This is a genomic window from Paenibacillus harenae, assembly GCF_030812415.1.
GTDB lineage: Bacteria > Bacillota > Bacilli > Paenibacillales > Paenibacillaceae > Pristimantibacillus > Pristimantibacillus harenae_A.
Map to the genome: position 1 here is coordinate 779,394 of NZ_JAUSST010000001.1, position 22,344 is coordinate 801,737.

A 22,344-nucleotide genomic window follows, 5' to 3' on the forward strand; every position below is an offset into this window, starting at 1 on the left:
GGTAATGCTTTTGAAGACGACGATAAATCAATTTAACAAAGTTGCAGAAGAATACGATTTTGTGAACACCTTATTAAATGATTATTCTTTTTTTATGTTTAACCTTCCTTTGCATAGAGGACGAGCATTAGATGTTGGCTGTGGTTCAGGTATATTAGTTAATGAATTGTCTTCTCATTTCGATGAGGTAGTGGGAATTGATATTTCAGGTGAAATGCTTGAGATAGCTAAAGCGAAGCGGCAACATCCAAATACTACCTACTTGAATATGGACGCAGAAAATCTTATCTTTGATAGAAAATTTGATTTAATTGTGAGCAGAACCACTTTCCATCATCTAAACAATATACCGAGTGTTATAAACAATATGAAAAAGCTATTAAATGATGGTGGGAAAATTGTTATTCTTGATAATGTATCTGAGAAAGAAACCCCTGCAACCTACGTTTACATTCTTGGAGCGATATTTGAGTTCATTCCTCATCTTCGCAAATATGGGTTAAAGAACGCCATTAGAATTTTCAAGCACAACATTTCTAAGCCGTGGCTTGAACATTTAGCATCCGATAAATATATATCCGAAAAACAATATTATGAACTGTATGGAAAGTTATTGCCTAATTGTAAATTTCAAAGAATGGGCTGGGCAATGGGTATTGTATTTTGTATGGGAAAAATATAAATGAAACTTACCAAACCGCTTTCCCAGGAAGGTGGTTTGTTTTTTTACCTGAAATCAACATTACTTTTTAACAAAGCCTTTATAAATGATGTCTCCGACATAACAACTACTCTGTTTTAGCTGAGTCTGGCTCAACAAGCTGTCATCACCTGCAACAATATAACCTGAATCATGTTTCACTTGTCCCGTTAGCAAATAAGAAAGAGCCCATGGCCCAATGCCCGATTTGCTTACAACACCATATACCTTAGATGAGCAGAAACGGTAATTAAAATCGATTAAGCTGTCCCTTTTCGCATCTATGCCACGAATCCGCGGCTTACATCGGACGTAAATATTTTTCATTTCGATATTGCTTATTGCTCTCATTGGCCTGCTCTACCTCCACTATTAATCATCCTCATGAATGCCATTTTTCCTCGTCCCATCCCATTCATTTTATTTCCTTTTTATACCTTTGTATATTGGTTTTTCAAGCTAATGGGACAAGCTATGTTGGATATTTGCATTAACTTCGATCGATAGTAGCAGGGTTGGAGGGTTATGTTGGAGTTTCTGCACTAACTTTGACCTAAGACAGCTGTTTCCGAGGCATTTAGGAAAAAGTTAATGCATTTGCGGCTAGGCCCCTAACTGCAGAAAGTTACTGCCAAAATCCAACATGGCTTCTTGCTGCAGAATCAAGTTACTGCACAAAAAAACCGCTCCCTCAAGGAGCGGCTTTCGCCTAGCTGTTTATACGGAAAATGACGATATGATGCCGCGTTTCGGGCCTTTAGCGTGTTTGATGATCGTCTCGTACTGCGACTTGGCTATCCTTCGGTCGGACATTGGAAGTTGAGGGTTTTTCACAATTTCGGCCAGCATCTTGAGCTGCTTCATCTCGTCTGGCGTAACTTTAGCTGTCGCTTTCGCCACGTGCTCCCTCCTCCTTTCCTTTATTGTCTACTTCCAATTGCTCGATGACCGTATCCGCAATCTCCTTGCTTTGCTTCGCCTTCAAATAAGACAATCCCGCATAGCCGGCCAGCAGCGAGCTGCTGACAACGGCATAAATATTGTCGGTGTTGGCCATGGCAAGCGTACATTTCGCGACGATGCCCGTGCCGATAGCGATGAGCAGATCGCCGAAGAAACCGAGATCGAAAAATATATTTTTTTTTGCGCCGCCGCCATTGCGGTATCCAATCATGAAGAAAAGAAAGCGTATCGGCCGTTGCACCCACCGAATCAGCTTGCTGCCGGAGAAGTTTGCCCCTTCCTCGTCATATTCTATGACGAACTTCGGCAGTTCGACTATCCCATTTTTCACAAAATGTCCGATTAACCCCCCGATCAGGCTCATCGCAATAGGAAGCCCGAACACGGCAAGGAAATCGTTCAGATTCCGAATGTCCTCCAGAACAACTCCTCCTCTCCCTTCGCCCATGCGCTAACGATATTTTCACATTTTCAGACAACGTCCCCACGCTTGCCTTCGAACGCCGGTTTAATCCATGTTATTTAGTTATAGCGGTTTACGCTCCGATTAGAACTATTTTTTCGTTGACCAGCGTACAAAAAAGAATCGTTATGAACCATTTTTTCCTTTGGAACAGGGGAAGCATTATCGTAAAATAAAGCGGAGAAACGCAAGGGGGCATAGGCTGTGGCAACAATAGAGGATTTTACGAAGCTGGATATTCGAATCGGTACGGTGCTGGGAGCAGAACCGTTTCCCGAAGCGCGCAAGCCGGCTATTAAGCTGGAGATTGATTTCGGGGAGCTTGGCATCAAGCGGACTTCGGCGCAGATTACGCGCAGGTACGAGCCGGAGATGCTGATCGGGCGGCAAGTAGCGACCGTCGTCAACTTTCCGCCAAGACGAATTGCCGGATTCAAATCCGAAGTGCTCGTAATAGGCGGAACGCCAGAGAATGGCGATGTGGTGCTTCTAAGGCCGGATCGGCCGGTTAAGAATGGCACTCCCGTTGCTTAATGCAATAAAACAACAGCGGCTGCCGAAGCCGATGCGCATGCATCGCCTTGGCAACCGCTGTTACTGGCCATAATCGATTAATCACCTATCGGGAACCAATTCGTCGGCCGTACGATTACCTCCCATAACGGAGTTGGCACGACCAAGTCCTCTTGCCCGTTTCTCGACAGCTTCGTTCGAATTTGCTCCTCGCGTCCGCTTTGCACCTTCTCCACCCACTCAGGCTCCATAATGAGCTCACGCCCAATGGCGACAAACGGCACGACGTCAAGCGTACGAAGCGCTTCCTCCGGCGTGCGGATCGAACCTACTCCGATGATGGGAACGAGATGCCCTACCCGATCTTGAATCCACGCCAGCCGGGATTTTGTAGGTTCAGCGCCGCGCCTTGGAAGCGAATCCGCCTCCATTAACGATATATGCAGGTAGTCCAGCTCCTTCGCCGCCAATTCATCCACCAATCGGAACGTATGCTCCATCGTAATGCCAGGGGTTGTCGCTTCTTCAGGCAAGAACCGGTAGCCGACTAGGAACGGCTCCTTCGCATGTTCCCCAACAACGCGCTTCACTTCATCGACGATAGCTAACGGAAAGGCAAGCCGTCTATCGATATCGCCGCCGAAACGGTCATTCCTCTTATTTGATTGCTCGGAGAAAAACTGCTGCAGGAGATATCCGTTCGCGCCGTGAATTTCCACGCCGTCGAATCCCGCTTCAATAGCCCGTCTCGTCGCAGCTCCGAAATCGCCCACGATCGCTTCGATTTCAGTCTCCGCGAGCTCTCTTGGCACTACGCCTCCATTTTGCTCGGAAGCAACCGCGCTTGCGCTAACGACATCGCCGCCGGGTACTAAGGCAACCGGGCACTCTCTGCCTCCATGATAGATTTGAAGCACCGCCTTAGCGCCCTTCTCCTTAATGGAAGCGGCCAGTCGTTTCATGCTTGGAATCATCTCGTCGCGGTCGCCGGCGAATTGGCCGGGGAAGCCCTTGCCGTTCGGCGATACGTAGATGCAAGCTGTAATAACCATTCCTACGCCGTTTGATCTACGTTCATAATATCGAACCTCATCATCGGATACCGATCCGTCCTCGCGAGAAGAGAAATTCGTCATCGGGGCCATGACGATTTTATTTTTCACATGAACGCCGCTCTTGAAGGTAAAGCTCTCGAACAAAGGCTTGTATTGTTCTTTCATTTGAACACTCCTCTTTATATATAAATACATGCATAGCTTCAGTCCCGAACTGTAACTAATTTGTATACTGTACTATATTATGATACAGTTGAACTGTCAAGACATAAAGCGTAAGCGAAATTGTTACACTTTCCTGTACTCCGAAAATTGTGCATTTCACACTTGACAGCCGCAACTGTATATTATATTATTACAGTAACAACTTCGATTACAGTTGCAACATAAACGAATAAGGGCGGTGGAGAAGATGAGATTGGAAACGAGCGATTGGGTGCAAGGAAGAACGAGCAACGGAGAATTAATTCAAGGATTTATCGAGCACATCGATACTCTTGAAGGCATCGTCACCGTACAAGTCATTAAATCGGACAATGAAGAGGCAGTAGGCAAAGCAACCACCGTCCGCGAGCATTGGATCAAAAAAATTCCCGAGGATGCGCAAATGAACGCTGAGCAGTTGCTTAGCATGATCGACATTGCTTTGGCGACGAGAGACGAAGCTTGGTTCATGGAGTTGACCGATCAGTTGCAGGCCGTGAAGCTTCACGACAACTACGACAGCCGCAACAAGGACAACGCTAAGCATTCCCGACTAACGTCGTTTATATAAGAAGAAGAGGCAAGCTGGCGATTATGCCCGCTTGCCTCTTTGTTTGTACGCCCATTAGCTTAGTATTCCCTCCTTGTCTCGTTCAACCAATCCGGGATCTTTTACAAAAGCCAGTTTCGGCTTGAAGCGTATTGAATTTGTATCGACTGGCTGCATTGATTACAATAATAAATGCAGACCAGGATCACGGCACGGTTACTCTAAGAGACCTTATTTTGACGTATTGCAACAATGGAGGGATTTATTATGGCTAGAAAGACGATCACTCTTCTTGTACTGCTTGCTGTTTGTTTCATCATCGCGGGCTGCGGCACGGGCTCGAACAACAACACTGACAAACCTAATGATTCATCGCCAAGCGAGACGACCCGACCAACCGCAACAGCCTCCACCCATACAGAACCGCCTCCGACCGAAACGGCAAAGCCAGCCGTCGACCCCATTCAGGAACAGATCGATGGGATGACTCTTGAGGAGAAGATCGGCCAGATGGTCATTATCGGACTAGAAGGCACGAGAGCCGATAAAGACGCAATAAACATGATTAATAAGAACAAGATTGGCGGTTTTATTTTGTACAAGGACAATATGAACAACGCTGACCAGATTGTTTCGCTGCTGAATGCGCTGAAGTCAAAGAACGAAACGAATAAAGTCCCGTTGTGGCTAAGCGTCGACCAGGAAGGCGGCAAGGTAAACCGTTTGCCGAAAGCGTTCGTCGCCATGCCTACAGCAAAGTCCATGGGAGCTGCGGATAACGAGAATTATACGCAGGCGGTCGGCCAAGCTACGGGTCTGGCCCTGAAGTCGCTCGGCTTCAATATGGACTTCGCCCCTGTTCTCGATATTAACAGCAATCCGGACAATCCGGTCATTGGCAACCGTTCATTTGGCTCGGATGCAGACACGGTCATTCGTCATGGGATCGAGACCATGGAGGGACTTCGGTCAAGTGATATCGCTGCCGTCGTCAAGCATTTTCCCGGTCATGGCGATACGTCAGTCGATTCTCATCTGGAGCTGCCTGTCATCGGCAAGAGCCTTTCCGAGCTGAAGAAGTTCGAGCTGCTGCCATTCAAGGAAGCGATCGCCCAGGATGCCGATGCCGTCATGGTCGCTCACCTTCTTATTCCATCTCTCGACGACGCGAACCCGGCTTCCTTATCCAAACGAATCATCACGGATTTGCTTCGGGACGAGCTCGGTTACGACGGCGTTGTCATGACTGATGATATGACGATGGGCGGCATCGTTAATCATAACGATATCGGCGAGGCTGCCGTTCGCTCCGTTCTGGCCGGCACGGATATCGTATTGGTTGGGCATGACAACGTTAAGCAGATAAAGGTACTTAATGCGCTTAAAGCAAGTGCCGCCGAAGGAGATTTAACGGAAGAAATGATCAATGCGCATGTTCATCGGATATTGGCTCTGAAAGCCAAGTATGCGCTGAGTGAGAGCGATGGGCCTATCAACGATATCGATATTGAAGGGATAAATAACGCGTTCAAGGAAGCTTTGAACTTAAACAAATAAACGATTGATCAGCTGCGATTGTGAATTTTCTTGTTGATTAACCTGCTGAACCTCATCGGTGTAGCTTGACTACTGTAGTATTAACTGGAATTTTTCCCTTTAATCCCACGTTATTTTGACAACCAAGCTAATAGCAGGAATATCTTGCTTTCAAGGTGAAATTGATGTATTGGGTTAAATTAACAGGAAATTGTACCGTTATTGTGTAGCAAAGAGGAACGTTCGTCATTGAAAGTTCCTCTTTGTTGCGGTCTTTAGGGGAAATTCATGGTGTTATCTCTTGCTCCTTCACCCAAGGTTTTGCATAATATTCCTTCAACACTCGCTCTGCCTGTTTTCCATAAATATCGAATCCCCGGTTCGACGCCGCTTCTTCCGCCGCGTAAAGCCTCGCGTTCCAATCCCACCAGAAGAACCCGCCGAACCACGGCTCATTCCAGAATACGTGAAGCGTGGATCGGTAGAAATTAGCTTGCTCCGACTCGCTTGCAGGCAGCTCCTTATGGGTGAAGTCCCAAGGCATCGTTGCACAGCCTAGCGCGCTCCGGCAACCGATCTCCATGAATACGACCGGCTTATTGAACTTCGCCGACAACGCGGCAAGGCGGGGCTTATGCAGTTCCCAGCTCGCGATCATCGACTCCACGCTGTCTCCGGGCTTCTTGCCAACCGGATAGTATGCGCTTGTGCCGATATAATCGACGGCGTCGAACCAGTCGATGCCTTCCTCCTTCCCATGATTCGCGTTATAAATAATCGGTCCGCCGTAAATGCCGCGGAGCTTGGCAATAAGTTCGCGCCACTGCTCGGTGCGCGATTCCGTCTTCACCATCTCGCAGCCGATGCACAACATCTCGCAGCCAAGCTCTTCGGCAAGCTCTGCGTAATGACATATGAAATTCGAATACGAAGCAAACCACTTCTCCCAATAAGGGGCAGCCTCGCTGTCGCTCGGAAACCCGATATGCGCCCGCCAAATCCCATCCCGCGAATTGACGACCGGTTTCAGACATACCTTGAGCCCTAAGCTCTTCGCTTGCTTCACTGCAAATTCAATATCTCTATCGGTTACCGTATAACCGTAATCGAAGCTAATGTCCGTCGAATGAATCGTGTCCTGGAATGTCCAGAACGATAACGCGATCCACTCGCTGCCCGTGTCGCTCAGCTTGCGCAGCGAATCTACGGCGTATGGCTTGCGATACTCTCCGCGCTTCGAGCCCCAGCCATAAGTCATCCCTTTGAAAAAAGGGGGGGTTGTCATGGAAAAAAACCTCCTAATGTTACATCTGCAGTCCCTCTCATACTAATCCGCGGTGAAACGTCCGTAAATGGAACAATGCGGACTAAATATGGAATAATACTTGATCGATCATCGAAACAAACAAAAAGAGAACAGACCGCTCCAAAGCAGTCTGCTCTCTTGTCTTACACCTTTATTTCGACGCGACTCTCGCTGTTAAATTACTTTCAACCGGCTTCCCTTTGTCCACCGGCGCTCCCCGTTTGATCTTCCCGACGAACAAGCTAAGCGGCAATGCAGCTATGGCAATAAACGTCGCTACCACATAGACATCATTAACGCTCATCGTGAAGGACATCATTTCGATATGCAGCGGATCCGTATCGCCTGCCTTCACGAATTCCCCGGCATGCCCAATCGATCTTGAAGTAAGCATCGTCGTAAAGATCGCAATTGCGAACGAACCGAATACGTTCCTCGTCCAGTTCGTAATCGCCGAGGCGTGGCCGGACAGCTCCGCCGGAATTTGCTCCATGGCTGCGTTGCTGGACGGCATCACGACGAAGGCAATACCGAGATTTCGAACGACCATCCACCAGATGACGTATGAATGGGACACATCAATGCTAAGCCAGCTGAGCGCAAGCGTACCGACCGACAGCAGCAAAATGCCGATCGACATGAGCCAGCGCGGGCCGATAATGCCGTACAACTTGCCGACGACCGGCATCAGCAATGCCATTGCGAGCGAAGCCGGCAGCAGGATCATCCCTGTATCCATCGCCGATACATGCTGAATGCGCTGCAGGAACACCGGCGTCAGCAGCGTTCCCGAATAGAGGCTGATCGTAATAATGTTCGCGATGACTGCATTCAGCGTAAAGCGTCCATTCGCGAACACTCGCAGGTTCAACAACGGGGTCTCCGCCGTTAATTCGCGCCAGATGAACAATACAAGCGAAACGCCGCCGAGAACGAACAAGCCGACGACTTTGACCGAGCTCCATCCCCAGCTATGGCCTTGCCCAAGCGCCAACAGCAGAGACGAGCTGCTAATGATAACGGTAATAAAACCGAAACCGTCGAACGATTTTGGCACATTCATGCGATAGTAAGGAATATAGGCGTAAACGAAACCGATCGCGATAAGTCCAATCGGAATGTTCATGAGGAAGAGCCATTGCCAATTCAAGTTTTCCAGTACCCAACCGCTGATCGTCGGTCCGAATGCTGGAGCGAGCATCGCAGACAAGCCCCAGAAAGCCACGGCCATCGCTTGTCTTTCCTTCGGTATAATTTGATAAATAATAGACATCGTAGCCGGAATAATCAGGCCGCTGAACGCGCCTTGCAAAACGCGGAACGCGATAAGCGAACCTTCGCTCCATGCTGCCGCGCACAGCACCGATGCAAGCGTAAAGCCGATTAAGGAGTACAAATACAAGCGTCTATAGCTTAGCTTCTCTCCCAAGTATCCGGCGATAGGCGCCGTCGTGCCCATAGCGAGCATGAACCCGGTTAACGTCCATTGCACCGAACCTAAGGTCGTTTGAAAATGATCCTTGAGCGGCTCCAATGCAAGGTTAATGCTAGCTGAAGCAAGCACGCACAGGAATGATCCGATAAAGATCGCAAGCATGACCGGCCAGAAGCGCACATGGTTAAGATCGGTTTGTTTCATATCGTTCTCTTCACACCTTTTTCTCTATAGTTCTGTCTTCAATCTTGACGATATGATGTATGCTACTCCAAAATACTTTAGTTGTAAAGTAATTTATTTTAGCTTTAAAGTATTTTTGGGAAGATTCTTTTAATGGACGAAAAAGACCTAATCTTACTCTATTAGAGTGAGATTAGGTCTAATCGCTTTTATGTCTACGAATGCGCCTTGCATGGTTACGTAATATTGTTCACTAGTTTCATAACGGTGTCTCTCGTCAGCTTATTGCCTCCCGCAGCAATAAGATTAACGGTCGCATGGGCTAAAGTGAGCGGTATTTTGCAGAATTCAAGTGCCGGTCCACCCTTCAAATCAACGATATATGCATCGGCAAGCTTCAAGTTGCGGCGTGTATATTTGATCATTTCCTCGGAGCCCCAGCCGTTCGGGAAGAAGTCTACCCCTCGTTCCAAGTCTTCCTTGCGATTGCGCAAAATATTAACGGCCTGCAGTCCTCTGCCGAACGCAACCGCTTTCGCAAAATCGCTTTTCGTTCCGTCGAACCAGAGCCAAATTTCGGAGAGCATCTCGCCAACCATGCCGGCTACGCTGTACGTATAACGATCCAGATCGTCTTCCGTATCGATGTTCCAGCTCGTATGTACCCAATCGGCCATTTGCTTGGACATCTTCGAAATATAACGATACACGACCGGCGCAACCGTAGGCGGGCACAACAAAGCCCAGTCATGAAGCTGCATCGTTACTTCCGGCAGCACCTCGCTATGCGGAGCAAGCACTTGTTGCGTCTTGCCAATAACATCCTCGGACTGGAACGCCTCATGGATCGCAAGCAGCAATTCAACTTTCAGATCATCGGGTAGCGTCTCGTGATCCTCAATTTCATCGATCGCCCTCATACATAAATAAGCAGAGCTTACAGCTTCCTTCAAGCCTGCTTTCAAACGGTTAATGGGAATAAAAAAAGTACGGCTCGTCTTTTTCAACATCTTCATTGCGGCGTTCAGGGTTACTACTCCTTCCACAAAGCAGCTTTGCTTTTTGCTTGATTAATCACTTTCATTTATGATAACATATTTCATTCTAGTTTCAACGTCATTCTGAAATAATATACAGCATCGCTTAGCAAAGATAAATGAATTGGCATCGTTTGACTCCGAAATACGGGATAGCCGCAGCTCGAACTGGCAACCATAATGCCGATCCCGTACAACATTATACTTTGCCGAGGAGCTGATCGAATTTCATGAAGAAATACGTTGCGCTAGCTGCTTTATTGCTCGTTACAGCTTGTTCCTCCACGCCAGATACGGTTCAGAAGCAATCGACAGGCGAGCAAATGAGGATTAACAACTATTCGAATACGGATGCCGTTCCGCGTACGGATACGAATATGAAGATCAATTCGCAAAAAGGAACCTTTTCTTCATCCCTAACTTATCCGTACGGACAGCCCGACAATACGATGAGAACGAGACAAGCACCGATCAACCTGCCAGACTGGCTGATGGGTAGGATACAGATTGGCTATCCGGAAGGAAATACGAATGACGGTAACTATGGAAATGGAATTGGAAATGGAAATAACGTGCAAAACCCAACTTATACGCCAGCTCCAACTGTCACGGACGCTCCGAATACGAAGCCAAATACTGGAACGAACCAAGGCACGGGCGACTTCGAGCAGGAAGTGCTGAAGCTCGTTAATGCGCAACGTCAGAGCGCAGGTCTAGGTGCGCTGAGCATGGATGCGAAGCTTGCCAATATGGCCATGGTTAAAGCGAAGGACATGTACGACAACAACTACTTTGATCATAACTCGCCGACGTATGGGTCGCCATTCGATATGATGCGCCAATTCGGCATCACTTATCAATATGCCGGCGAAAATATTGCCAAAGGCCAGCCGACCCCGCAGCAAGTAATGACCGACTGGATGAACAGCCCTGGGCATCGGGCGAATATTCTCAAGTCGAGCTTCACGAAGATCGGCGTCGCTTACTACAAGGGCGAATGGGTACAGGAGTTTATCGGCTAGGTAGAAGCAGAAAGCCTGTCTGACAACGGTCAGGCAGGCTTTCTTTTTTTAATCTTTAAAAAACTTTCGTCGTCCAGGATTCGCAATTCCATGTTTCCGTTACGACATCCCGATAAAATTCAGGCTCGTGGGAAATAAGCAGGATGCTGCCTTTATAAGCTTTAAGCGCACGCTTCAGCTCATCCTTCGCATCGACATCCAAATGGTTCGTAGGCTCGTCGAGCACGAGCAGGTTCGTCTCGCGGTTAATAAGCTTGCATAGACGAACTTTCGCTTTCTCGCCGCCGCTCAGCACCGCGATCTTGCTCTCGATATGCTTCGTCGTCAGACCGCATTTGGCAAGCGCCGCACGCACTTCGAATTGGGTAAAGGAAGGGAACTCCTTCCATACCTCTTCGATACACGTGTTGTAATTCGCTTCCTTCATCTCTTGCTCGAAGTAGCCGATGTATTGGTGCTCGCCGCGCTCGACCGTTCCTTCCAGTGCGGGAATTTCGCCAAGGATGCTGCGCATGAGCGTCGTTTTGCCGATGCCGTTCGCCCCGACAAGCGCAATCTTCTGTCCGCGTTCCATACGCAAATCAAGCGGTCTGGAGAGCGGGCTGTCATAACCGATTACAAGATCTTTCGACTCGAAGATAAGCTTGCCGGATGCCCTCGCGTCCTTGAAGTTGAATTGCGGCTTCGGCTTCTCGGCCGCAAGCTCGATCACTTCCATCTTGTCCAGCTTCTTCTGTCTGGACATCGCCATGTTGCGGGTCGCTACGCTCGCTTTGTTCCGCGCAACGAAATCCTTCAAGTCCGCGATCTCCTGCTGCTGACGTTTGTAGGCCGATTCAAGCTGCTGCTTTTTCATTTCGTGCACCTGCTGGAAGTGGCTATAGTCGCCTACGTAACGGTTCAGCTCTTGATTTTCCATATGGTAGATCAAGTTAATGACGCTGTCCAGGAACGGAATATCATGCGAGATCAGAATGAATGCATTTTCGTATTCTTGCAAATACCGTTTCAGCCACTCGATATGCTGTTCGTCCAAGTAGTTGGTCGGCTCGTCGAGCAGAAGCACGTCCGGCTTCTCGAGCAAGAGCTTGGCGAGAAGCACCTTCGTACGCTGGCCGCCGCTCAGGTCATTGACGTCCTTATCCAAGCCGATGTCCGTTAGTCCGAGACCGCGAGCCGTCTCATCGATCTTCGCATCGATCATATAGAAATCCTGATTCGTCAGCGTATCTTGAATCGTGCCGACATCCTCAAGCAATTGCTCGAGCTCCTCCGGCGTTACGTCGCCCATCCGTGCGTAGCTGTCGTTCATCTCTTGCTCCAGATCGAACAAGTATTGGAACGCTCCCTTCAGCACGTCGCGCATCGTCATGCCTTTACTTAATACCGCATGCTGGTCAAGGTAACCGACGCGCATCCTTCTGGACCACTCGACCTTGCCGTCATCCGGCTGAAGCTTGCCTGTAATAATGTTCATGAAGGTGGACTTGCCTTCGCCGTTGGCGCCGATCAGCCCGATATGCTCGCCCTTAAGCAAGCGGAACGACACGTTGTTGAAGATCGCACGATCCCCGAAGCCGTGGCTTAATCTCTCTACGTTCAATATGCTCATCGATTAACACCTTTTCTTCTATAATAATAGTCTCGTTATATTATAAGCGGAGGAGGGGGACAACTCAATGGTAGAACAAACAAATTGACACAATCTGAATTAGCCTCGCACGAAAATAAGTTCAAATCCGATTAATCTCCGCGCTATCGATAATCTCTTTCGAATAGCCGTGCTTGGCGACTTTAATCATCGCCCGCGCAAGACTATCCGAGGTCGTGACCGTTTTCATTCGCTCCATTAATGGATAGAAAGGTTTCAATACGACATAGAAAAAATGATACAGCTTCGTTTTGGACTTTACGCCATGCTTCGGCAAGATCGCGCCGGGGCGGAACATGTACGCACCCTTGAACGGCAGCTTCAGCAGATCGTTCTCCGTCTTGCCCTTCACTCTGGCCCACATGCTGCTTCCGTGCTCGGTACTGTCCGTTCCCATGCCCGTTATGTACAGGAACGTCAGTTGCGGATTCAGCTTGGCGAGTGTTCCAGCGACATGCATCGTAATACCGTAAGTGATCGACCGGTATTTCTCCTCGGACATGCCCGCGGACGATACGCCAAGGCAGAAGATGCAGGCGTCATAGTCCGTCAACCGATGCTCGATAGCCGCAAGATCCAGTAAATTCGCATGTGTGATTTCCTTTAGCTTCGCATGCTGCCTGCCAATTGGGCTTCGACCAACCGATAGCACGCTTTGCACTTCGGGATCAAGCAAACATTCGCGCAGCACCGCCTGGCCGACCATGCCTGTCGCGCCGAATAGCAACACGTTCATTTTATATCGTACCTCCCTATTCAACTCATTAAAGTATTGCGAATCCCTCTAAATAAGTCAATTCAAGTCTGCGCCCAATAATAAAAACCCCACCGGCAATCGGCGGGGTCTTCAGATCCTATTTAGCAAATCTCCCATCCTGCTTGGCCGGATTTCGTATTTGATTAGCCCTTGACCTTGACCGACCCAGCGGTTTGGTCCATCGTCTGTCTAGTATTCATAAATCTTACTTCATTGCTTCAATACAGCACAAGAACGCGCAGCGGCCAAATCTACATTACCAAAAAAAATCGGACATCAATCCAAAAAAAGGACACTGTACATGATTGCCCGGTGTCCCTCAAGCCGATTATACGCCCTAGTTGCGGCCGTCATTGCCGCTATCCAGCAATACGGCGTTGATGCCGTTCAAGAAAGCTAATGCGCTCGCTTTGATAATATCCGTATCCATCGCACGTCCAGAGTAAGTCTTGCCCGCGAAATCAATGCGGATGTTGACTCTTCCGACAGCCTCCATTCCTCTGGAGAGACTGTTGATCTTGTAATCTTTGAGCTGCACGTCGAGGCCAACCAACGATTTAATGACGCTATAGAGAGCGTCGATCGGACCGTCTCCTCCCGAACTGCCTTGAACCGACTCTGTTCCTTTTCTCAACTTGACGGTTGCTGCCGGATTTACGTCGCCGCTGACGACCTGGAACGACTCCAGCTCGAACAGCTGCTTGCTGCTCGCATCGATCGTGCGATGATTCGTCACCAGGTAGAACACGTCATGGTCGTATACTTCTTTCTTCGCATCCGCGAGCGTAAGGAACTTGGCGAACAGCTGCTCGAAGTCCTCGGTATCGCTCGTATCGAAGCCCATCTTCTCGACCGCGTTTTTGAACGCATGCCTTCCCGATCTTGCCGTCAGGATGAGCTCCATGCTATCGACTCCGATATCCTCCGGCGACATGATTTCGTATACCTGCTTATCCTTCAACAAGCCATCCTGATGAATGCCGGAGGAGTGGGCGAAGGCGTTGTCCCCCGTAATCGCCTTGTTCACCTGAACATCGAGACCGGTCAACAGCGTGACGAGCCTTGACGATTTGAGCAGCTCTTTCGTATTGATGTCCGTATAACAGCCGAAATGGTTTTCCCTCACTTTAAGTCCCATCACAACCTCTTCCAAGGAAGCGTTGCCTGCTCGCTCTCCGAGACCATTGATCGTAACCTCGACTTTCTGAGCTCCGTTCTTGATCGCGCTAAGCGTATTGGCCGTTGCTAGGCCAAGATCATTATGACAATGAACGCTTAGTATGACTTGATCGTTAAGATTTTTGAGCCGATCGTTGATACGGCGGATCAGTTCGCCGAACTCCTCGGGCACGGCGTAGCCTACCGTGTCCGGCACGTTAATCATCGTTGCGCCCGCTTTAACGACGGCTTCGATTGTTTTCCACAAATATTCGAAATCCGAACGCGACGCATCCTCCGTCGAATATTGCACTTGCGGGAGCAGCGTCTTCGCGTATTTGACGGCATCGACGCCCATTTGCAGTACCGCATCCTTAGAGCGGCTGAACTTCTTCTCGACATGTATGTTGGATGTGCCGAGGACGATATGGATCAGCGGATTTTGCGCCAGCTTCACGCTCTCGTAGACGGCATCGATGTCGCTTTTAACCGCTCTGGCAAGGGCCGTAATCGATACGCTGTCTCCTACGCTGCGCGCAATTTGCTGTACCGCTTTGAAGTCGCCGAGCGACGACGCAGGGAAGCCCGCTTCTATGATGTCGACGTTCAGCCTCTTAAGCTGCTGGGCAATCTCGATCTTCTGCTGTATGTTAAGCTTTGCTCCCGGCACTTGTTCTCCGTCGCGCAATGTGGTGTCGAATACGATAATTTTACGGTTCATGGTGTTTCCTCCTTGGACTCGCGCCTATGGTCTGTTGCATGTTATATGTGAAGCGAGGCGGGTTGAACCCGGAATTCAACCACGCAAAAAAGCCCCGTCTCTACGTATAGAGACGAGGCGTTAGCTCGCGGTACCACTCTAATTCATTTCTTGCGAAATGATCTTCTTCGATGGCCATCACCATCTATCCCTGTAACGGTGGAACTCCGGCATACCCTACATATCAGGCAGCTGTTCATAGACGAGTTCGAAATGAACGACGTTACCGCTTCGCACCAGCCAGCGGCTCTCTGAAAGGTCATTGCACTTCTACTATTTCTAATCGTGACATTTGCGGATGAAATTATTTGAATTATATGCCACTCGGCCTTCGTTTGTCAATCAACTTGAAACATGCCAACCGCGGCAGTAGACGCCGCAGGAGAACCCGCATCATAATGACTGATCAACGGACTATCGTATATCCGACCGTAATCATAGCCGCTTGTCGAAGTTGATCCGGCCAAACAAGCTTGATCTTCGTCGAGCTTGAGACGATCAAGGTGGCGATCATAGGTCCCAGCAGCCAAGGAATCGGAATATGAAATATTTGGAATAAAACACCTCCAACTAGAGACGCGCCAAGCACGATCAGAAACCGGCCGAAATTGTATACAATTGCTTTATCATAAGTAAGCCCTCTCTCTGATTCACATAAGCCGCAACATTCCATATTACACCATATCCACAGATTCTGATCAACTTTTACTTACCAGACCGAATAACCTCGTTCCAACTAATCTTTTGTTATTTTCTTGTAACAACTGTCCAGCTGTCTCTTTATATATCTTCTTGTCCTTTAGATAAGACTCCCATCTGCTCAGGTCAGTTCCACCTCGAAATAATTTCTCTTTGGGTAAGACTCCCACCTGCTCAGATCAGTTCCACCCTCGCAATAATTTATCTGTTAGGTAAGACTCCCATCTGCTCAGGTCAATTTCACCTCGTAATAATTTATCTTATAGATATGACTCCCATCTGCCCAGTACAGTTTCCCTTAACAGCAAATCAACCTATTAAAAGTAAATATTACAATTAAACTCCCACCAAACTCTCGTCATCCAATAAGACCAACTATTGTAAATTGGGTTCGCATATGGTAAAATAAAATAAGAACAAATGTTCGTAAATGTTATTGCGAGGGAGAGCTTTCATGAGTAACGAACTGTTGCTTTTTCAGCAGAAATACGCCGATGAATCGTCTTGTATTACGCTCGTCTTTCGGCTCAAGTGGCCTTCTGGCTATCGGTGTCCAAGATGCGATCATTCCGCTGCTTATACGATAACTACTCGTCGTTTGCCGCTATATGAATGTCGCAATTGTAAGCATCAGACCTCGCTAACAGCAGGTACGGTCATGGATAAGAGCAAGACGCCTCTTCACAAATGGCTCTGCACCATGTTTCTTGTCGCGTCCAGCAAGAGCAGAACGAATGCCGTTACGCTTGCCGAACTCATTTCCGTCTCATATAAGACAGCTTGGTCCATGCTGGGCAAGATTCGTCGTGCTATTACCGACATGGATCGAGATATCCTGCTGTCTGGCCACGTCGAAGTCAAACCAGCTATTTACATGCTGCAGTTATACCAGTCACCCGAGAAGGAGCAATGCGAGAGAGCGGTCATTGCAGCGCGTTCGGTTACGAGCTTCTCCGATTTCCCCTATTACAAGATCAAATTCGCCGCCTCCATACAAGAACCTAGAGAAATACTATCTCGAGAAGCAGAAAATGCCTTCTTGGCGGTTCACGTCAGCGACAAAGTCACCAAGCTCGACATCAATCGCAGACCTACCATCGGCTGGAAAGATCATTCACCATTAAAGGTCATCGCGACAGCTGCTTTCGAATGGATCAATGTTACCTTTTACGGACTTCGTCCGGCTTCTGCGCAAGCTTATTTGGATGAATTCTGTTTCCGCCAAAACACGAAGCATTTAACTCCAAACGACGCAATGGAAACACTACTCCGAATTTCGCTAGGGCATTCCCAACAGACTCCAAAGAATAAGCGAATTCATCTTAAACCTGCCGTATAGACAATTGCTAACTATAATTACAGATATCACGATCAGCGGTCGGTTATTTCTGCTTCAAGTAAAGTAGCATTATCATTTTGGCATCGTTTTTTCAGATGCAGTTTTTCAAAAAACTTCCACTGTCAATAGGAGCTAATTGCTTAATGAAACCTGCATAACTGCTATGTTTATCCTTTACCTGAGCAGCGGGGAGTGATCACTAAAGGGATTTTTAGCAAGGTTAAATGAATACAAGCACCAAACGGATACAAATCTCCCTTTTGTCCTAATCGGCTTTAACTATTGACCTTTTGCTTTGCATAGCGATTCTCAGGTATTGGCAAGCCTAGGTTGCCGCGCAGCGTATCCGACTCGTATTCCGTACGGTAGATGCCGCGCTCCTGGAGAATCGGAACGACAAGCTCTACGAAGTCTTTCAACCCGCTCGGAATGGAGGAATGAATAATGAAGCCGTCTGCGGCTTCCTCCTCATGCCATTGCTGAATGAGATCGGCAATCTTCTCCGGCGTGCCGATGAATTGCCCGCGAGGGGTAGCCGATTGCAACGCAACTTGGCGGAGCGTCAGATTATTCGCCTTGGCTGTCTGTTTAATCTTGTCAGTGCCGCTGCGGAAGCTGTTGCTGCCGAGATCGCCAAGCTCCGGGAACGGCCCGTCTAGCGGATATTGCGAGAAATCGTGGTGATCAAAAAATCGGCCCAAGTAGTTCAACGCATTCTCGATCGATACAAGCCCGGCGAGCTCCTGATACTTGCGTTCCGCTTCTTCCACCGTACGACCAATAATCGGTCCAATACCCGGGAAAATAACGATGTCGTCCGCTGATCGCCCCTCCGCCACCGTACGTTCCTTCACTTCCTTGTAGAACGCCTTCGCTTCCTCAATATTCTCATGCCCGGTGAATACGGCGTCCGCCGCTTTACCCGCCAGCCGCTTGCCGCTCTCCGATGAGCCTGCTTGGAAGATGACTGGATGGCCTTGCTTCGAACGCGCAATGTTAAGCGGTCCTTGCACCGAGAAATACTCGCCTTTATGATCAAGGCGGTGCATCTTCGACGGATCGAAGAATACGCCGGCTTCCTTATCTCTTACGAAAGCGTCGTCCTCCCATGAATCCCATAACCCGCGCGTTACTTCGAGAAATTCCTCTGCAATTTTATAACGTTCGTCATGTGTCGGATGCTCCTTCTTGCCGTAATTGTTCGCCGATCCCTCAAGCGGCGAGGTAACGACATTCCAGCCTGCGCGTCCCCCGCTGATATGGTCAAGCGAGCCGAATTGTCTTGCCACCGTAAACGGCTCGGCATAAGAACTCGATAACGTGCCGACAAGTCCGATCTTGGACGTGATGGCAGCTAGTGCCGACAAGATCGTTATGGGTTCGAAGCGGTTCAAGAAGTGAGGAATCGATTTTTCGTTAATATAAAGACCATCCGCAATGAATACGAGATCGAACTTGCCTGCTTCGGCCGTCTGTGCCTGTTGCTTGTAGAAGCCTAAGTTTACACTCGCATCGGCAGGTACTTCCGGATGTCTCCAAGCAGATATATTGCCTCCCACACCATGAATGATTGCACCAAATTTAATCGATTTGCGCTTCGCCATCTTTTATAACCTCCTATATCGTATTTGTTTATTACTTTTCATTCGATCTTAAGCTTGTAACAGAGCCGTCTCCTTCAGCTTCAGACGGTAGCTTTTCACTAACGTCTCTCCATTCATTAAATCTTTGTCGAACGCCCTTTCGAATCCTAGACGCTCATACAAACGAACGGCCGAATCCATCATATCGGACGTATGGAGATGAAGCGTCTCCGATCCCCATTCAAGCGCAAGTCTGGCACTGCTGCGAATAAGCTCCGTAGCCACGCCATGGCCGCGAGCTTTACGCGATACGGCTAGCAGCCGGATGATCGGAGATTGAATATCAAGCTCAGGATTGCCGTATGCAAGCTCCGACGAATCAAACAGGAACACGCTGCCGACAACCGATCCATCCAGCTCTGCTACCAATCTCGCTTTTGTCGTATCGCTGTTGACGGCTGCTAATATATTCGACTTGTATTGCTCCCAATACGCTGCGGGCAGCACCGACTCATACTGGCCGTAAGCGTCCAACAGCACCTCTTCGATCGATGATAGATCGCCTTGTTCCGAATGGCGTATGTTAATAGAGAGCTGACCCATTCCCTGTCACCTGCCTTCTTGTATAATGTTCCTCGCAGCAGATTCTGCCGCCTTAATTCTACGAATTTGTCCCAAATGCCCATTAACATGGGCAACGAATGCCGTAATAATGGCCGAAAGCGATACGCTTTCGCCTTTGAAATTAATCGCGGTCCGCACCCATTCCGACTCTGGAAGCCGCTTGAACAATAAGCTGTTGTAATAAACGAAGGCGCGAGCTGCCGCAAGAATATCCTGCGCGTCTCCTTCATTTCCTAGTTGGCCACTCACCCAAGCGTCTTGATTGAAGGCAGGCAATCTTGTTTCCGAGCCTGAGAGCAGCTCGCGAATACGGAAAGAGACTACGATGCTATGATCCGCAAGATGCGTAAGTACCTCCGTCACGCTCCAAGATCCCGGGGCCGCTTTCCACCGAAGCTGTTCCTCTGTCAGTTCTTTCATTTCTTGCTCGATTTCGTCATATGCGTTCAAATAAGCTTTTACTTTTTCGGTTATCTGGCTCATGCAAGCTCCCCCTCATCTTTATGAAACGATCCTATTTGGCTTAACGCTTTAAGAAACGGCCGATCTCGAGCATGCTTAGGTCGTATCCGTTCTCTTTGCCTTCGATTTGACCGGCTAATACTTCGCCCATCTAGATAAACGATCATCCTCCTTGACAAGCCTCCGCCGACAGCTTGCGCAGCGCTTGATCCGCAAGCTCCGCGAAGAAGGCAGCCGCTACCGGCAACGCGTCTTCATCCAAATCGAACGCCGGATGATGCCATTCTTGCGGACCGGATGTTCCGAGGAAGACGAATAGTCCATCTGTCTCCTTCAAGTAGAAGGCGAAGTCTTCGCCCGCCGGGGAAGGCGTCGGGGCTACGACCCGATATCCAAGCTTCTCGGCTGCATGTAGCGCCGTGTCCGCCCATGACTGATCATTGCGTACGGCAGGCGGGCCTTCGATCCATTTCACCGACGCTTTCGTGGCAAAGGCTGCCGCAACGCCTTGCACGACCTGCTCAAACCGCTCACGCACTACGCTGCGCACTTCATCGCTGAACGTCCTCAGCGTGCCGTCGAACACCGCTTTGTCCGGGATGATGTTCCACGCCGTTCCGGCGTTCAGCCTCGTCACGCTGACGACCGCGCTATCCAGCGCGCTCACGTTGCGGCTGACGATCGATTGCAGCGCTGTAATCATATGCGCTGCCGTTACGATAGGGTCAAGCCCCGCTTCCGGTACGGCGGCATGACTGCCGCGACCTTCAACCTCTACAACAAAGCCGTCCGCCGCCGCCATGAGCGGACCGCCCTTGATGCCGATCGTGCCGACCGGCAAATCCGGCTTATTGTGCAAGCCGAAGACTGCATCGACACCGGCCAGTGCACCGTTTCTGATCAATTGCCGCGCGCCCTTCGCTTTCTCCTCCGCCGGCTGAAACAAGAATCGAACCGTTCCCTCAAGCTCCGCTTCCCGCTCCTTTAATAAGAAAGCCGTTCCGAGAATGGCCGCCGCATGAAAGTCATGCCCGCAAGCATGCATTTTGCCGGGTGCTTTGGACGCGAACGGCAGCCCCGTCTCCTCCTGTATCGGCAGGGCGTCAATGTCGGCTCTGACGGCAACGATCGGCCCGCCGCGCAGGCCACCAACTTCGGCAATAACGCCCGTCATCAGGCCGTAATCGACGATACGTATGCCCGCTTCGTTCAGCCAGCTCTTGATTGCGCCCGTCGTTTCAAACTCTTCATGCGACAGCTCGGGATTCTCGTGAATTTGTCTGCGGATTGCGATTAGCCGGTCCTGCAGCGCTTCGGCGGCTTGACGGCTCATACAAGTTCCCCTTGGAACGCTTCTTTAAGAAGCTCGAAGGAACGAACCCGCTTTGCGAAGTCAGGAATAATCGTCGTAAAAATAAATTCGTCTACCCCGTATTGCTCCTTGATCTCAAGCAGACGCTTGCGGATCGTCTCCTTCGTCCCTCTCGTAATGTCGGCTTCCCGTTCTTCAACCGTAAAGCTCTCGCCCGCTTGCCTAGCGAATTCTTCGGCTTGCGCCAGCGAACCGACATTCACGGTTTTGCCGCTGGCAAGCGTCACTCTCACGCTCTTCATCTGACCTGCGATCTCATTCGCTTCTTCATCGGTATCCGACGCAATAACGGAAAGCGCCAGGATGGCCTTCGGCTTCCTGCCATGCTTCGCGTTGAAGGTGCTGCGGTAAAGATCCAGCGCCTTGATCGCCGTTTCCGGATCGTTGTTGATGAACAACGCGAATGCGTAAGGATATCCTCGTTCCGCAGCCAGCTTCGCGCTCGATATGCTCGTTCCGAGCAAGTAGACTTCGGCAGGCTGCAAAGGCATCGGACTTGCTTCGAGACCGGCGAGCGGGTGATCCTCGCCTGTCTTGCCGTGAAGGAACTGCTCCAGCTCGGTCAGCTTTTCCTCCAGAGTCGCAGTCTCGGCAATCCCTTTCTGCAGCGCCTTCGTCGAGCGGGGGAGACCGCCCGGAGCGCGGCCGATGCCCAGCTCCACCCTGCCCGGGGCCAGCGAGGCAAGTACGTTGAAGTTTTCCGCCACCTTATAAGGGCTGTAGTGCTGCAGCATGACGCCGCCAGAGCCGATCCGAATCGAGCTCGTATTCGCGAGCAAGTATGCAATCAGCACTTCAGGGGAAGAGCCTGCCGTTACCGGAGAATCATGATGTTCCGCCACCCAGAATCTCTCGTAGCCGAGCGCTTCGGCCTGCTGCGCCAGCTTCACGGTATTGCCGAGCGCCTCCGCTGCAGTCTGCCCCGGAAAAACGATGCTTTGATCTAAAATGCCAAATGTTAATGTCATCCTG

At 49.6% G+C, this 22,344-nt stretch carries 22 protein-coding genes, 1 pseudogene and 1 other annotated feature; of the genes and pseudogenes, 7 read left to right on the forward strand and 16 right to left on the reverse strand.

The features are described 5' to 3' along the window. Positions 1-4 precede the first annotated feature (4 nt). Entirely contained in the window at positions 5-682 is a 678-nt protein-coding gene (locus J2T14_RS03730; protein WP_373458097.1) for a class I SAM-dependent methyltransferase, read from the forward strand. 60 nt (positions 683-742) lie between these two features. Here J2T14_RS03730 and J2T14_RS03735 read toward each other — a convergent pair whose 3' ends face one another. The 3 genes from J2T14_RS03735 to J2T14_RS03745 all read right to left on the reverse strand — a co-directional run bounded on the left by J2T14_RS03735 (position 743) and on the right by J2T14_RS03745 (position 2,111). Then, positions 743-1,051 carry a hypothetical protein gene (locus J2T14_RS03735; RefSeq protein ID WP_307467854.1) on the reverse strand — a complete coding sequence of 103 codons (309 nt, stop codon included), beginning with the start codon at positions 1,049-1,051 and terminating at the stop codon, positions 743-745. A 366-nt stretch (positions 1,052-1,417) separates the two neighbouring features. Beyond that, on the reverse strand, positions 1,418-1,600 hold the full coding sequence (locus J2T14_RS03740) for a hypothetical protein (protein ID WP_307205383.1): 183 nt from the start codon (positions 1,598-1,600) through the stop codon (positions 1,418-1,420). Continuing rightward, positions 1,581-2,111 carry a hypothetical protein gene (locus J2T14_RS03745; protein WP_307205384.1) on the reverse strand — a complete coding sequence of 177 codons (531 nt, stop codon included), beginning with the start codon at positions 2,109-2,111 and terminating at the stop codon, positions 1,581-1,583. The genes J2T14_RS03740 and J2T14_RS03745 overlap by 20 nt, the downstream gene beginning before the upstream one ends. Positions 2,112-2,330: 219 nt before the next feature. Between J2T14_RS03745 and csaA the strand changes: the two genes are divergently transcribed. Beyond that, a complete protein-coding gene (csaA, locus tag J2T14_RS03750; protein WP_307467858.1) occupies positions 2,331-2,660 on the forward strand; it encodes a chaperone CsaA in 330 nt (109 codons plus the stop codon). 77 nt (positions 2,661-2,737) lie between these two features. Here the strand turns inward: csaA and J2T14_RS03755 are convergent, their stop codons facing one another. Then, positions 2,738-3,859 carry an NADH-dependent flavin oxidoreductase gene (locus J2T14_RS03755; RefSeq protein ID WP_307467861.1) on the reverse strand — a complete coding sequence of 374 codons (1,122 nt, stop codon included), beginning with the start codon at positions 3,857-3,859 and terminating at the stop codon, positions 2,738-2,740. 247 nt (positions 3,860-4,106) lie between these two features. Here J2T14_RS03755 and J2T14_RS03760 point away from each other — a divergent pair, with 247 nt between their 5' ends. After that, positions 4,107-4,469: an IDEAL domain-containing protein gene (locus J2T14_RS03760; RefSeq protein ID WP_307467864.1), complete on the forward strand. Its 363-nt coding sequence runs from the start codon at positions 4,107-4,109 to the stop codon at positions 4,467-4,469. Between the two features lie 246 nt (positions 4,470-4,715). Continuing rightward, a complete protein-coding gene (gene nagZ / locus J2T14_RS03765; protein WP_307467868.1) occupies positions 4,716-6,005 on the forward strand; it encodes a beta-N-acetylhexosaminidase in 1,290 nt (429 codons plus the stop codon). 265 nt (positions 6,006-6,270) lie between these two features. On the opposite strand, the gene J2T14_RS03770 is transcribed toward nagZ, so the two are convergent. From J2T14_RS03770 to J2T14_RS03780, 3 genes are all read right to left on the reverse strand, one after another. Next, the gene (locus J2T14_RS03770; protein WP_307467869.1) at positions 6,271-7,269 is read right to left on the reverse strand and encodes a glycoside hydrolase family 113; all 999 of its coding nucleotides are present in this window, start codon (positions 7,267-7,269) and stop codon (positions 6,271-6,273) included. A 172-nt stretch (positions 7,270-7,441) separates the two neighbouring features. Beyond that, a complete protein-coding gene (locus tag J2T14_RS03775) occupies positions 7,442-8,929 on the reverse strand; it encodes a DHA2 family efflux MFS transporter permease subunit (protein ID WP_307467871.1) in 1,488 nt (495 codons plus the stop codon). 215 nt (positions 8,930-9,144) lie between these two features. Continuing rightward, on the reverse strand, positions 9,145-9,924 hold the full coding sequence (locus J2T14_RS03780; protein ID WP_307205392.1) for a phytoene/squalene synthase family protein: 780 nt from the start codon (positions 9,922-9,924) through the stop codon (positions 9,145-9,147). 251 nt (positions 9,925-10,175) lie between these two features. Between J2T14_RS03780 and J2T14_RS03785 the strand changes: the two genes are divergently transcribed. Next, positions 10,176-10,967: a CAP domain-containing protein gene (locus tag J2T14_RS03785; RefSeq protein ID WP_307467874.1), complete on the forward strand. Its 792-nt coding sequence runs from the start codon at positions 10,176-10,178 to the stop codon at positions 10,965-10,967. A gap of 55 nt (positions 10,968-11,022) precedes the next feature. On the opposite strand, the gene J2T14_RS03790 is transcribed toward J2T14_RS03785, so the two are convergent. The 4 genes from J2T14_RS03790 to J2T14_RS03805 all read right to left on the reverse strand — a co-directional run bounded on the left by J2T14_RS03790 (position 11,023) and on the right by J2T14_RS03805 (position 15,966). Beyond that, positions 11,023-12,579, reverse strand: coding sequence for an ABC-F family ATP-binding cassette domain-containing protein (locus tag J2T14_RS03790; protein WP_307205394.1), 1,557 nt, complete (start codon positions 12,577-12,579; stop codon positions 11,023-11,025). A 121-nt stretch (positions 12,580-12,700) separates the two neighbouring features. Beyond that, positions 12,701-13,354 (reverse strand): NAD-dependent epimerase/dehydratase family protein, encoded by a 654-nt coding sequence (locus tag J2T14_RS03795; RefSeq protein WP_307467877.1) that lies wholly within the window; start codon positions 13,352-13,354, stop codon positions 12,701-12,703. 358 nt (positions 13,355-13,712) lie between these two features. Next, positions 13,713-15,254, reverse strand: coding sequence for a 2-isopropylmalate synthase (locus J2T14_RS03800; protein WP_307467880.1), 1,542 nt, complete (start codon positions 15,252-15,254; stop codon positions 13,713-13,715). 105 nt (positions 15,255-15,359) lie between these two features. Beyond that, positions 15,360-15,589, reverse strand: a binding site (T-box leader). A 110-nt stretch (positions 15,590-15,699) separates the two neighbouring features. After that, positions 15,700-15,966 (reverse strand): AbrB family transcriptional regulator, encoded by a 267-nt coding sequence (locus tag J2T14_RS03805; RefSeq protein ID WP_307467882.1) that lies wholly within the window; start codon positions 15,964-15,966, stop codon positions 15,700-15,702. Positions 15,967-16,446: 480 nt separating this feature from the next. Between J2T14_RS03805 and J2T14_RS30775 the strand changes: the two are divergent. Next, positions 16,447-16,614: pseudogene (locus J2T14_RS30775) on the forward strand (transposase); the annotation flags it as partial. Between the two features lie 36 nt (positions 16,615-16,650). Continuing rightward, on the forward strand, positions 16,651-17,331 hold the full coding sequence (locus tag J2T14_RS03810) for a hypothetical protein (protein WP_307467885.1): 681 nt from the start codon (positions 16,651-16,653) through the stop codon (positions 17,329-17,331). 275 nt (positions 17,332-17,606) lie between these two features. Here J2T14_RS03810 and J2T14_RS03815 read toward each other — a convergent pair whose 3' ends face one another. From J2T14_RS03815 to J2T14_RS03835, 5 genes are all read right to left on the reverse strand, one after another. Next, positions 17,607-18,935 carry an LLM class flavin-dependent oxidoreductase gene (locus tag J2T14_RS03815; RefSeq protein WP_307205399.1) on the reverse strand — a complete coding sequence of 443 codons (1,329 nt, stop codon included), beginning with the start codon at positions 18,933-18,935 and terminating at the stop codon, positions 17,607-17,609. A gap of 48 nt (positions 18,936-18,983) precedes the next feature. Further along, positions 18,984-19,517 (reverse strand): GNAT family N-acetyltransferase, encoded by a 534-nt coding sequence (locus tag J2T14_RS03820; protein WP_307467888.1) that lies wholly within the window; start codon positions 19,515-19,517, stop codon positions 18,984-18,986. Positions 19,518-19,523: 6 nt separating this feature from the next. Beyond that, positions 19,524-20,021 (reverse strand): DinB family protein, encoded by a 498-nt coding sequence (locus tag J2T14_RS03825; RefSeq protein ID WP_307467891.1) that lies wholly within the window; start codon positions 20,019-20,021, stop codon positions 19,524-19,526. A 142-nt stretch (positions 20,022-20,163) separates the two neighbouring features. Next, positions 20,164-21,333 carry an amidohydrolase gene (locus J2T14_RS03830; RefSeq protein ID WP_307467894.1) on the reverse strand — a complete coding sequence of 390 codons (1,170 nt, stop codon included), beginning with the start codon at positions 21,331-21,333 and terminating at the stop codon, positions 20,164-20,166. After that, positions 21,330-22,340 (reverse strand): LLM class flavin-dependent oxidoreductase, encoded by a 1,011-nt coding sequence (locus tag J2T14_RS03835; RefSeq protein ID WP_307467896.1) that lies wholly within the window; start codon positions 22,338-22,340, stop codon positions 21,330-21,332. The genes J2T14_RS03830 and J2T14_RS03835 overlap by 4 nt, the downstream gene beginning before the upstream one ends. Positions 22,341-22,344 lie beyond the last annotated feature (4 nt).